This window comes from Salipaludibacillus agaradhaerens (genome assembly GCF_002019735.1).
Taxonomy (GTDB): domain Bacteria; phylum Bacillota; class Bacilli; order Bacillales; family Salisediminibacteriaceae; genus Salipaludibacillus; species Salipaludibacillus agaradhaerens.
Genome location: NZ_KV917378.1, coordinates 2,526,002 through 2,538,617, shown reverse-complemented (window position 1 = coordinate 2,538,617; position 12,616 = coordinate 2,526,002). Strand labels below are relative to the sequence as shown.

The 12,616-nt window shown below is 42.2% G+C and carries 9 protein-coding genes; 8 read left to right on the top strand and 1 reads right to left on the bottom strand.

What is annotated here, in order from left to right; translation table 11 throughout:
- Positions 1-332: 332 nt before the first annotated feature.
- From cntA to cntE, 6 genes are all read left to right on the top strand, one after another.
- The gene (cntA, locus tag BK581_RS11805; protein WP_245829213.1) at positions 333-1,934 is read left to right on the top strand and encodes a staphylopine-dependent metal ABC transporter substrate-binding lipoprotein; all 1,602 of its coding nucleotides are present in this window, start codon (positions 333-335) and stop codon (positions 1,932-1,934) included.
- A gap of 192 nt (positions 1,935-2,126) precedes the next feature.
- Complete coding sequence (gene opp1B / locus BK581_RS11800) at positions 2,127-3,059, top strand: nickel/cobalt ABC transporter permease (RefSeq protein WP_078578369.1); 933 nt, start codon at positions 2,127-2,129, stop codon at positions 3,057-3,059.
- Positions 3,060-3,953 carry a staphylopine uptake ABC transporter permease subunit CntC gene (gene cntC, locus BK581_RS11795; RefSeq protein ID WP_078578368.1) on the top strand — a complete coding sequence of 298 codons (894 nt, stop codon included), beginning with the start codon at positions 3,060-3,062 and terminating at the stop codon, positions 3,951-3,953.
- A gap of 2 nt (positions 3,954-3,955) precedes the next feature.
- Positions 3,956-4,783: a staphylopine uptake ABC transporter ATP-binding protein CntD gene (gene cntD / locus BK581_RS11790; RefSeq protein ID WP_078579926.1), complete on the top strand. Its 828-nt coding sequence runs from the start codon at positions 3,956-3,958 to the stop codon at positions 4,781-4,783.
- Positions 4,770-5,513: an ABC transporter ATP-binding protein gene (locus BK581_RS11785; RefSeq protein WP_078578367.1), complete on the top strand. Its 744-nt coding sequence runs from the start codon at positions 4,770-4,772 to the stop codon at positions 5,511-5,513. Before cntD ends, BK581_RS11785 begins: the two co-directional genes overlap by 14 nt.
- A 257-nt stretch (positions 5,514-5,770) precedes the next feature.
- Positions 5,771-6,955, top strand: coding sequence for a staphylopine family metallophore export MFS transporter CntE (cntE, locus tag BK581_RS11780; RefSeq protein ID WP_078578366.1), 1,185 nt, complete (start codon positions 5,771-5,773; stop codon positions 6,953-6,955).
- 1,154 nt (positions 6,956-8,109) lie between these two features.
- Here cntE and BK581_RS11775 read toward each other — a convergent pair.
- Positions 8,110-10,038, bottom strand: a complete 1,929-nt coding sequence (locus BK581_RS11775) for an endonuclease MutS2 (protein ID WP_078578365.1) — start codon at positions 10,036-10,038, stop codon at positions 8,110-8,112.
- A 482-nt stretch (positions 10,039-10,520) separates the two neighbouring features.
- Between BK581_RS11775 and BK581_RS20145 the strand changes: the two genes are divergently transcribed.
- Both BK581_RS20145 and BK581_RS11770 read left to right on the top strand, forming a co-directional pair.
- Entirely contained in the window at positions 10,521-10,691 is a 171-nt protein-coding gene (locus BK581_RS20145; RefSeq protein ID WP_169837687.1) for a hypothetical protein, read from the top strand.
- A 395-nt stretch (positions 10,692-11,086) separates the two neighbouring features.
- A complete protein-coding gene (locus tag BK581_RS11770) occupies positions 11,087-12,073 on the top strand; it encodes an aldo/keto reductase (RefSeq protein WP_211273961.1) in 987 nt (328 codons plus the stop codon).
- Positions 12,074-12,616: the final 543 nt, after the last annotated feature.

Genomic DNA, 12,616 nt, shown 5'->3' with positions numbered 1-12,616 from the left:
TTTAAAATATACTAGCTGCCGGTTCAAAATAGAGAGGAGAGCGACATCTATTAAGACGGGCGCTATGTCCTGATTGACGCTCCTTTAACAGTAGGAGAAGGACGAAAACGGCGACTAATTGAAGTTTTTTATGAAAACAGTAAACGTTTCGTTTTTCTTAAAACGAGCGGAACGCCCAATACGAAGGCCAGCCAGACCTCACATAGTAAAAGTGGCCTTTTCATAATGGAAAAGGGAGCCATGATTTTACCCAACATGTTCAATGATAGGAATGCAAGAATGTTCATACTTAACGCAAGGTAAAGGAGCGACGTACATTGAGAGTGAAAGAGATGATGTTTGTAAGTTTTATAGTTTTAATCGGAAGGGTGTTAATAGCTTGCGCAGGGGGAGAGGAGTCGGATGCTGACATAGAGGCAAGCACCCAGGCTCAAGAGGAAATCGTCTATGCTACGGCACAAGATATCAATGATATGAATCCTCATCTGTATACAGGGTCAATGCCAGCCCAAGGGATGATATATGAATCACTCGTTGAAAATACAGAGGAGGGTATTAAGCCGCTATTAGCGGAGTCTTGGGAGATATCTGATGACGGCACCGTCTACACATTTCATTTAAGGGAAGATGTGACCTTCCATGATGGGGAACCGTTTAATGCCGAGGCGGTGAAGAAAAATATTGAGGCCGTACAAGCTAATGCGGAGACGCATGCATGGATTAAATTATCTACACAAATAGAAGATTGCCGTGTCGTTGATGAGTACACGGTTGAGCTGACATTATCTGAAGCGTATTATCCAACGTTAGTTGAGTTATCCATGACGCGACCTTACGTTTTTATCTCTCCAAACGATTTTATAGATGGGGAAACAAAAGAGGGTGTAAGTGGGTTTCATGGGACCGGACCATACATGTTAACAGATCATAAAGTCGATGAGTACGCCACCTTCACCGCCCATGACGCTTATTGGGGAGGGGAGCCTGCCATAGAGACGATTACGTCTAAAGTGCTCCCAGCAGGAGAAACGACGTTTTTAGCTTTACAAAAAGGGGAAGTAAACTTTGTTTTTACGGATGATCGCGGTGTTGACACGCTGGATGTGGAAGCGATTGATCAATTAGTAGCTTCGGGGGCGTACCAACTCATTAGAAGTGATGCCATGAACACGAAAATGATCGTGGCCAATAGTAGTCAAGATGAGAGCCCAGTGAGTGAACGAGCTGTACGAGAAGCGATTTGGCATGCCATTGATCGGGAAACGATTGCGGAGGAGATTTTAGATGGTAGTGAAACCGTGGCGGACACCCTCTTTTCTTCTAATATCATGTATGCTGATGTGGATTTGGACGTAAGATCATTTGATTTAGAAAAAGCGACGGACATTTTAGATGAAGCAGGTTGGTTATTAGAGGATGGGTCTAACGTGCGAATGAAGGACGGGAACACATTAACGATGACGCTTTATTATGATAGTCACTCTTCTTCACAAAAAACACAGGCTGAATTTATTCAGGCCACTTTAATAGAAGCTGGTGTTCAACTAGAGATTGTCGGAGAAGAATCCACTTCAATCGCTAATAGACGGTCAACAGGAGAGTATGAGTTGTTATTTAATCAAACATGGGGGTTGGCGTATGATCCGCAAAGCACGATCGCTGCGTTTACATCAGAAGCCTCATATCTTCATACCACAAGTGGGATTGCGGAAGCCGACACACTTTATCAAAAAATAGAAGAGGTAATGGTGACGACGGATGAAGACATGAGACAAAATCTCTACGGGGATATTTTGACGATCGTCCATGACGAAGCTGTGTTTATTCCTATTTCAAATGGCAGTCTCACGGTAGTGGCGCCAGCAGAGCTAGAAGGTGTTTCTTTTAAGCAAACACAATTCGAGCTGCCATTTGAGCACATGTCCTTTAAATAGGAGAATTTCTCCCACAGATAACGTCCGTAAAGCTCCCGCCTCAAAATAGAGAGAAAAGCGAGGTCTATTTAGGCGTGAGCTAACGGCCGATAATGTCCTCTTTGACTGGAGGAAGGGCGAAAGCAGCCATTGATGAAAGGAGCGTTTTATAAAGAAAGTGAGATTGTCTGCTAAATTTGGAAGGAGATTTTTATGGGAAGGTATATTGTAAAAAGAGTCGTTATCGCCATCCCCATGCTGTTAATCATCTCGTTCTTAACGTTTTTATTCATTAATCTTGCGCCATTAGATCCAGCAGAAGTGGTTTTGAAAGCGCAAGGAGTGCCGACGATTACAGATGAGTTAATGGCGCAGACGAAAGAAGAATTAGGCATGGATAGACTTTTCATAGTCCAATATTTTAATTGGCTTATAGCGTCTTTACAGCTGGACTTTGGATCGTCCTATGTGACGGGAAAACCGGTTTGGTCCTTATTAGGGCCGGCTTTCCTCAATACATTTAAATTAACAATCGTGTCCTCTTTTTTCATCATCATTTTGTCGATTTTATTAGGGGTGATCTGCGCATTGCAGGAAGGAAGGGTGATGGATAAGTCGATCAGGGGTGTATCCTTTTTCCTTACAGCGATCCCGTCTTATTGGCTTGCATCCATGATGATATGGTTTGTGTCTGTTAAGTTGGATTTATTACCGACAAATGGCATGACGTCTTATCAAAGCTACATCCTCCCTGTGACGGTCATCGTCATAAGTTATGCAGGTATTTATTTTAGAAATGTGAGAACGTCGATGATAAGTAACTTGAATGAAGATTATGTGTTATATGGGAGAGCGTGCGGGTTACCAGAAAAAACAATCACGATACACATTTTAAGAAATTCATTACAAGTGGCTATGTCTATTTTTGGGATGGCAGTGCCGATTATATTGGGAAGTACCGTGGTGATAGAAAATGTTTTTGCCTGGCCAGGGCTAGGAAGTTTAACGGTGAGAGCGATCTTAAGCCGAGATTTCCCGATTATTCAAGCGTATGTTTTGATATTAGCAGTGGCATTCATCGCATTTAATACGCTTTCTGACATTATAACGGCGGCGATGAATCCGAAGATAAGGAATGATCTTTAAATGAAGTTGTTAAAACAACTAGGTCAAGACAAGTTAGCCGCTATTTCTCTCATAATCATTGTCATCACGGTTGTTGTCGGCATTTTTGCTCCTTTATGTGCGCCTCATCCCCCTAACGACGTGAACATGGCTTTAAGACATGCCTCACCGTCATGGTCATACCTTTTAGGTAATGATCACTTAGGGAGATGCGTGTTGTCCAGACTGATATATGGTATTCGTCCCAGTGTATTGGCCGTGCTCGTAGCGTTAATTGTGTCTGTACTAATCGGTGCCCTTTTAGGGTTTTTAGCCGGTTATTTTAGAGGGAAAGTGGATGCTGTTATTATGAGGTGCTGTGATGTGATGCTCTCTTTCCCCGGTTACGTCATGACATTAGCCTTCGTCGGTATTTTTGGCGTCGGTCTTGAAAATATATTAATCGCGTTTATTTTAGTGAAATGGGTCTGGTTTGCTCGTGTCATTAGAACGTCTGTCATGCAATACGCTGAATTGGAGTATGTGACTTTTTCCAAGGCAATCGGCATGCGTCATGTGACCATTATGTACAAACACTTGTTACCCGTTACGTTTTTAGATATTGCGGTCATATCAAGCAGTGCTATCGGGTCAATGATTTTGCAAATATCCGGTTTCTCGTTTTTAGGCTTAGGCATTCAAGCGCCTAATGCTGAGTGGGGGATGATGCTAAACGAGGCGAGAGACATTATGTTTACGCAACCACAAGTCATGTTAGCACCTGGCTTAGCCATTATCATTGTCGTGTCAGCCTTTAATTTTTTATCTGATGCGCTTCAAGTGGCGTTAGATCCCAAATTAATCAACGCTAAGCAACGTAAAGTCGGCGGCAAACCTCTCTCAAAAGTTGTGATCAAGGAAAAAGAGGTGATCTGATGATGACAACACTTTTAAACGTTAACAATCTAAAAGTCTGGAATAGCCACACAGGACAAGCGATTATTCATAATAGTTCTTTCGATTTAAAGCAAGGAAGCTGCCTGGCGATTGTTGGAGAAAGCGGAAGCGGTAAATCTGTGACGTGCCGAGCGCTTATGAAGTTGAATAAAGTTCCGTTAAGGCAATCAGGAGAGATTTTATTTAACGGTCACAACGTTAATACACTTGCGGAAAAGAAAATGAGAAGACTGAGAGGCAAACACCTGTATATGATCTTACAAAATGGCATGGGCGCATTTGATCCCTCTTGTGTGATCGGACGTTATGTAAAAGGGATTCTCACTCAGCATTTTCGTTGGAGTATAAAAGAGATGGAAGAAAGAATGATGAAAGCGATGGAAAGTGTCATGCTGAAAAACCCAGCTCATATTATGACGCAATATCCGCATCAACTGTCTGGTGGTATGCTCCAACGAATGATGATTGCGTTAGCTATTGTGATAGAGCCTGATATCATTTTTGCTGATGAACCAACGACCGCGCTTGATACGATTTCACAGTTTGAAGTGGTAGAACAGCTCATGGCGCTGCGGGAAAAGATGGGCTGTTCTATGATAGTTATTTCTCATGATTTAGCTATTGTGAAAAAGCTAGCGGACAACGTGTTAGTGATGAGGAATGGTGAGATTGTTGAAAGAGGTCAGACACAAGCTGTTTTTTCTGACCCAGAGCATGCGTATACCCGCTATTTAGTGTCGACTAGATTAGCGTTAAGTGACCATTTTAAGAAAATAATGGAAGGAGACGCTATCGTTGCTGAAGGTTAGTCATGTGTCCAAGTCCTACAAAAAAGGCGGGATGTTTTCTTCCAAAAAGCAGAAAGTACTGCATAATGTGTGTTTTGACTGTCAGGCTGGCGAATGTCTAGGCATTATCGGTGAGAGTGGCAGTGGCAAATCCACATTAGGGCGTATGCTGTTAGGGGTTGAAAAACCGGATCAAGGAAACATCACGTTAAACGGACAAATTGTTACCAACAGACAGGTCAGATTAGGCTGCATGAGTGCCGTGTTTCAAAACTATCAATCGTCTATCAACCCCTTTTTTACAGTTGAGGACGCCATTATGGAACCACTCATGATGAGTAAGAACAAAATAAACACTCGTCAGAAAGTGGATCAATTATTACATGACGTAGGGTTAAGTCTTTCCTACAAAACGACATACCCTCATGAATTATCCGGCGGGGAGGTTCAACGGGTATGCATTGCAAGAGCGATTGCAACAGAGCCTGAATGGCTGATATTAGACGAAGCGATCAGCTCGTTAGATATGTCTATTCAACTACAGATTTTGGAGCTCTTAAAAGGGTTAAAAAAGACGTATAAGATGAGCTATATTTTTATTACTCATGACATACAAGCCGCTGCTTATATGTGTGATAGAGTATTGATTTTCAAAGAGGGTCAAGTGGAGGAAATCATCGCAATTGACCAATTGAAGTATGTCACCTCACCATATGCCAAGCGGCTCTTAAAGGCGTTAATTACGTTTTAACGTCAACCGCTAGAGAGGATGATCTATCACAGATAACCGTCCGTACAGCTTTCGGTTCAAAATAGAGAGGAGAGATAACGGGCGGTAATGTCCTGATTGACGCAATTATCAATCAGTGGGGAAGAGCGAAAACCTCCAATTATTGAAGGTTCGTTCGATATGTCAGACAAGCTTTTTATTGAATAAACGAGAGGTGTTCGCTAGCAAATGTCTGAACGAATGCTAGAGAGAATAGTTACAGCTTGGAGGGGAAAAGTGTGAATGGAGCCATGTCATGGCCTTTTCTGCGTTTGTATCTATTGGTACTCTTTTATTTTAGTGCCAATGCTATTTTAAATGTGTTTATTCCTTTACGTGGGGAAGCACTAGGAGCGACGAATACAACCATTGGCATTATAATGGGAGCCTACTTGTTTACGACGATGTTTTTTAGACCGTGGGCAGGACAAATTATTCAAAAGCATGGGCCGCTAAAAGTATTACGTTTTATACTCGTTTTCAATGGTTTGGCTTTAATCTTATATACGATAACAGGATTGGGTGGCTATCTGATTGCGCGCATGATGCAAGGGGTTTCCACAGCGTTTTTTTCAATGGCATTACAAATAGGGATTATCGATGCTTTACCGGAAGAAGACCGGTCTCAAGGGATTTCCCTGTATTCGTTATTTTCATATATACCAGGAATTATTGGGCCGCTGCTGGCAATAGGCATTTGGCAAGGCGGGATGGGATACTTCGCCATCGTTATGGTCACCATCGCCATGTTGACTGGTTTGTTTGGTTTTAGTGCTAACGTAGATACTCCTAAAACCAAACCTATGACTGACCAAGCTCATTCAAGCGGTAGCATAGTTCAGTCATTAAGTCAGTTAGTTAAAAATCCAGACTTATGTCGAAGTAGTGCCTTCATGTTAGTCGGTTCCCTTATATTTGGAGCTACCACTATTTTTATTCCTCTGTATGCTGTTCAAGTGGACAAGGGGAACGCTGGGATTTTCCTTATGATTATGGCTGCTACCGTAGTGTTTGCTCGCTTTACATTAAGGAAAAGAATACCTTCCGATGGCAAGTGGCATGCCCCTTTTATGATCGGGACGATGCTTTTATTAGCGTTAGGGTCACAGAGTGTTAGCATAGCCATTTACGGCGGCGCCTTCTTTTTTTACATAGGGGCGGTTTTGATAGGGACCGCGCAAGCACTGCTGTACCCGACGTTAACCACTTATTTAAGCTTTGTTCTACCTGAGGCGAGTCGCAATGTGTTATTAGGGCTGTTCATTGCCATGGCGGATCTAGGTGTCTCGTTAGGCGGTATCATTATGGGACCGGTAGCGGATATGCTTTCCTACTCGAGGATGTATATGGTATGCGCCATTTTAAGTGTCGCCATACTAGGTGTAGTCGTTTACGATCGAAAAAAAATCGTCGTCCAGGAGTGAATAATGGTGCCTTTGTTAAGCTCCCCAATATATAGGTGGCAGGTATAAGCTCTGTCACGGTGGGGGAGTTTTTCGTGCTTAGGGTGTTTCGACATTTATCACAGCTAACCCGTTCGTAAAACGCCCGGCTCAAAATAGAGACAATTTTAAAGTTATGGTCACGAATGGGGAATGATGGTTTACATTTCGAATTATTTTTATATAATTAACTTCACTAGCATTGTATCAATAATGTCATAATTTTCAGTTTAATAATCCTAATTGTTTAGAGATAAAGAAGGGAATACCCGGTTAAAGGCAGATTTAGACGGGTTACCACCTGAGGCTTGTCATTAATAAAAAACCTCGGTATAAATGTCTTTACCTTTAGATAAGACGGCTTATCAATAATTGATTGAGTTATGAGAGTAAAATAAGCGGAGATTTTTCGGTTAGCTGCAGGGGAGAGCTCATTTTTGGGAAGATAGGAGGAAGTTTTCCGTTTATGCAAAATAAAACGATCCATTTTTCAGATTTTCCGAGTCATTAGCGGAATCTCTCCGCCTATTCAAGCTATTGTTATGGCAAATGACTATTTAAGGGGATTTTTTCCGCCTATTTCTCATATTGGCTTCTTAATCTGATCCCCTACCGATAAGGGGACATCCTCACGATGACAGAAGGAAATTAGCTTTTTATCAACTGGTTGAGAAAGCACTTTTTTCATCGTCCTCCCACTTAGCTTTAAATACTTCTGGATTTCTATTGGGTATATGACTTCTCTTTTTTGAATTGCTAGCGGCAGCACTTCTTTTTATACTAATTAGGTGGGAGATAACGAGGCGCTAATGTCCTGATTGAAGTTCACCGATTAAAACTGGTGCGAACCATAAGCGCACATAAAATCCCTAGAGGCCCCGCACCAAGAAAAACCTGAATGATAGGGAATAACTCTCTCATTTAAGGCATAATTTAAAGAAATCTCGAAATACGGTAAGTGAATTCCTGAAAATTGGGAGATTTTCGCTGTCGCACTCTTTATGAGTGCGTGGATTGAAATAAGTAATTAAAGTTCGGTCTTGATAGATGCTTTGTCGCACTCTTTATGAGTGCATGATTTAAAAGGGACTGTATCATAACGTCGATACAGTCCCTTCTAACATTTTTACCCCTTATTACTCTTCGTCGTCTAAGACGAGGCCATCTACGTGTTTTCGTTCAAGCAGGTGTTTTGTTTTGCGATAATCCACCGATTTAAAAATAATATCGAAGTCATAGTCTGGTGGGTATAGCTCACTTGCTGGAATGTGAAGGGTCAGCCGCTTATGGTTAATGCGGTGTTTTTCCCCTTTAATTTGAACGATGTAGTCTCCTTTCTCATCAGGACCTTTATAAACAATGCCTACTTCTTGATGGGGGGATACTGTGACATTGTCTCCCTGATTAAATAAAGGGATAGCTGTTTTTTTCTTTTTCTGTTGTGTCCTCACATAGTTCGTTGTGGCCAGTTGTTTGTCATAACGCCTTTTTTGCGTTTGGTCGATGTCTGCTATGGAATAGGATGTCTCATCGACCAGATTTCCGCATAATTGTTGAGCCCGGTGAATGAGTGTTGGGTGAAGACCTAGTTTGAAGGCGATATCGAATGCCTGACTATTCCCTGTCTCCCCTAATAAAAGCCGATAAGTGGGCTGCAATGTGTCCACATCAAAGGTCATTGAGCCATTTAGAAATCCATCGTGTGTCTGTGCCAATGATTTTAACTCGCGATAGTGAGTCGTGGCTACAATCGTCGCCCCTTTAGCATATAATTGTTCAAGAATAATATGGGCGAGAGCCATGCCTTCGTTCGGATCGGTGCCTGAGCCTAGTTCATCAATAAGGACTAATGTTTTATCATCAGTTATTTCCAAAATGTCAATAATATTCGTTAGGCGAGAACTAAAGGTACTTAAATTTTGTTCAATGCTTTGACCGTCACCAATGTCGACAAATAGTTTTTGAAAGACGTGAAGCGATGTGTTGGGGCCAGCCGGAACCATCAGCCCCGTTTGTGCCATAAGCGTAAGCAGTCCGATAGTCTTTAACGTCACCGTTTTTCCCCCTGTATTTGGACCGGTAATCACCAGTGCACGGTCTCGTATGCCTAGTTTAAGGGACAATGGGACAGCTTGCTCTCCTAGTAGTGGATGGCGTGCTGCATCAAGGTGGATCATGTAGTCTTCATTAAGCTTCGGAATAACGGCGTTGATGGATTGACCATATTTCGCTTTGGCGAAGAGGACGTCATAGTGATGCATAATGTCCATGGCCATATGCAAGTCGCTTTCTATGTCTAATATGCTGGCAGTTAACGTATAAAGAATCGTTTCCACTTCATACGTTTCCGCCATAGTTAAGTCATTTAATTGCTCATAGAGAGTGGCTAATTCTTTTGGTTCCACAAAGATAGTAGCGCCAGATGAAGACGTGTCAATCATAGTGCCGGATACTTTCGAACGATATTGTTTTTTTACCGGAATGGTTAACCTGTCGTTCTTCTCAACAACGAGGCTGTCTTGAAGATACGGAGCCCATTTTTTTGAACGGCATATTGCTTCTGCTTTCTCTTTTATTTCTGCTTGCTTTATCCGACGGTGGCGACGGATATTTGCCAGTTCTGGTGAAGCATGATCATCAATTTGACCGTGACGAAGGCTGCCAGCGATGGCGTTTTCAGTATCACTCATATCGTTTATCGATAACACATAATTGGCAACGTTTGGCGCTACAGGCACTTTATCGCGCATAAACGTGTTAAGTTTGCGGCAATGCTCAAGGAAGGAGAGGACGCGTTGTAATTGACTAGGTTGTAAGTACAATCCTTTCTTTGCCTGTTGAAGGTAAGCTGACATGTCATCCAGTGAGTGAATGGGGATGCTTGAACTAATCGTGATAATGCGGTAAGCTTCCCAAACGTCGTTTAACATTTGATCAATATGCTTCCTTACAAACTTCGGTTCACTCGTGCGAATGGTTTCTTTAGCTCGCTCAGTATGGGCGAATGTGGCGACAGTATCTAAAATATGTTGATAATCCAGTTGTTTTAATGATGTATGATTCATGACGTCGATCGTCCCTTCTTAAAAAAAATATACACAAAAAACGCCTCAAGCAGTCGCTTGAGGCGTTTAGCCGCCCTTTACGTTGAACAGGCCCAGTCTGAAAAAAAACAGACGGGTGCTGTATCGATTTATCGATTGCTTGGTTCTTAACGTGTACGAATAGGTAACGCAAATAAACCGACATTGTTGACGGTTTTAAACTATTCGTACATATCCGGTTATGGACTAGTTAAGAACACTCACACTCATAAAACAAACTCCTTCAGCCCCGTCTATGAGGCATTCAACATAAAGGTTGTGTAATTGTTCCAAGTATATACATATTCTAACATTTTGTCAATGAAGAGTTGAACGGCCATACTGGTGACCCAATAATTAAAGAGCTATAGCATCGTAATCTTTTCTAACCCGCTTCTTAGTCTAAAAAAGAAACCTTTGGGGATAATATCGATTCAGACACTTTATGGATAGGAGTGGTTAAAATGAACAGCGATAATAAGAAACAACAGAAGACGGTTTTTAAAGATAACCAAGATTTAGTTCCAGAAGGTACATTACCAGGTGATAGGGAAGATCGAAGCGATAAAATGGCGACGTTAAATTCTGAAGACATTCGTTTCAAACATGCTGATGATATATATGAAGAATATTGATATGCGTTTAGCTTTAGCTTACAAAGAGTATGATGGGTTAATAACTAAGTGTTGCTAAAAAAGTTTGGTAAACATCATCAAACATTCACATTATTGTTTATACGGTTAGACATCGTGAAAGTATCGCGTATGTTTAACCGTTTTTTCTTTTTATCACAGCTAAACGTTCAACCTTACCACAAATTGAAGGTTCGCTTTATGATCGCAAAGAAGAGGCGGGTACCTAGTGAATTCCTGTCTTGCCCTATTTCCTATATAGTGGTTAAATTTGTTAGTTATTTGGCTTTAATATGTTTAATGTTCTGCTTTTCCGGTTATTTGAAATAAGTGAGAGCTTAGAGCTATGTGACAGAAGTAGAAGTTAATAAACTATTTTCAATGGGTGGTGACAGATTATGATCAATCTGAAACAAGAAGGAAAACTAGGCTTTGGTACAGCACCTTTAGGTAATATGTATCGTGTGATTCCAGAAGAGGAAGCAAAAGAGACGATAAAAGCAGCTTGGGAACACGGCATCCGTTATTTTGACACGGCACCGTTTTATGGCGCAGGTCTTGCGGAGATGCGTTTAGGCGAGGTGCTGTCACACTATGAGCGAGATGACTACGTGTTGAGTACGAAAGTCGGTCGTGTGGTTCTTGATGAAACAGAAAAGAAAGATGGTTTGTTTCAATATGGACGTCAGAATAAGGTCGTTGATGATTATAGTGCGGAGGGGACACGCAAGTCGATAGAGCAGAGTTTAGAGAGACTTCAGACAGACCGGCTTGATATTGTTTACGTCCATGATATTTCACCGGATTTTCACGGTGATGAGTGGCTGTCCAAATTTGAAGAGGCAAGAACAGGGGCTTTTCGCGAACTGACACGGCTTCGGGATGAAGGCGTGATTAAAGCGTGGGGAATAGGCGTCAATCGAACTGAGCCGATTGAGCTTGCCTTAGAATTGGAGGAAACGAAGCCAGACATTGCGCTTCAAGCGACAAGGTATACACTTCTAAATCATGAACATGCTTTAAAAAGACTTATGCCATTAGCAAAAGAAAAAGGAGTAGATATTGTCGTCGGTGCGCCATACGGTTCTGGCATTATTGCTGGAGGTTCGCATTATGAATACAGTGAAGCTTCGTCTGAGATCAGCTTAAGAGTTGACAAGTTAAACGAAATAGCTAATGCACATGATGTAAACTTGATTGCTGCGGCCCTTCAATTTTCAGCGGCTCATCCAGCTGTAGCAGCCGTTATCCCAGGAACTACCCGACCAGAACGGATTGAACAAAATATCGCAGCATTACATGAAGAGATACCGAGCGCATTTTGGCAAGAGTTGCGTGACAAAGGTTTCGTTTCTCCTGAGGCACCGTTGCCAATTGATGACTAAGAATCGCCAATATGTACGAGGTATTATAAAGATAATATAGTGGGTTCGTGTTAAGCGAGTCGTCTAGGTTGCTTTGTTTACCCTCCACTCGGTAAAATTTAATTGAAGTTAATCGTGTTAAGGTTGCGTAAATATTTACCTTTTAATATCTTCGTTTTAGAAAAAAGGCCAAGAGTGGCGGGGAAGTAACAAAACTGGCCACTCAGGCGAGAACAAGGCTGCGAGTGTCGCGAATCAGCTGAACAAGCGCCACTCAGCCGAGAGCAAGGCTGCGAGTGTCGTGAATCGGCTGAATTAGAGCCACTCAGGCGAGAGCAAGACTGCGAGTGTCGCGAACCGGCTGAATAAGGGTCACTCAGGCGAGAACAAGGCCGTGAGTGTCGTGAACTGTCTGAATAAGCGCCACTCAGGCGAGAACAAGGCTGCGAGTGTCGCGAACTGGCTGAATTAGAGCCACTCAGGCGAGAACAAGGCCGTGAGTGTCGTGAACTGTCTGAATAAGCGCCACTCAGGCGAGAGCAAGGCTGCGAGTGTCGCGAATCG

Bases quoted from the DNA above. Each gene is read 5' to 3' on its own strand.
- cntA (WP_245829213.1), top strand. From the start codon at position 333: ATGATGTTTGTAAGTTTTATAGTTTTAATCGGAAGGGTGTTAATAGCT.
- opp1B (WP_078578369.1), top strand. From the start codon at position 2,127: ATGGGAAGGTATATTGTAAAAAGAGTCGTTATCGCCATCCCCATGCTG.
- cntC (WP_078578368.1), top strand. From the start codon at position 3,060: ATGAAGTTGTTAAAACAACTAGGTCAAGACAAGTTAGCCGCTATTTCT.
- cntD (WP_078579926.1), top strand. From the start codon at position 3,956: ATGACAACACTTTTAAACGTTAACAATCTAAAAGTCTGGAATAGCCAC.
- BK581_RS11775 (WP_078578365.1), bottom strand. From the start codon at position 10,038: ATGAATCATACATCATTAAAACAACTGGATTATCAACATATTTTAGAT.
- BK581_RS20145 (WP_169837687.1), top strand. From the start codon at position 10,521: ATGAACAGCGATAATAAGAAACAACAGAAGACGGTTTTTAAAGATAAC.
- BK581_RS11770 (WP_211273961.1), top strand. From the start codon at position 11,087: ATGATCAATCTGAAACAAGAAGGAAAACTAGGCTTTGGTACAGCACCT.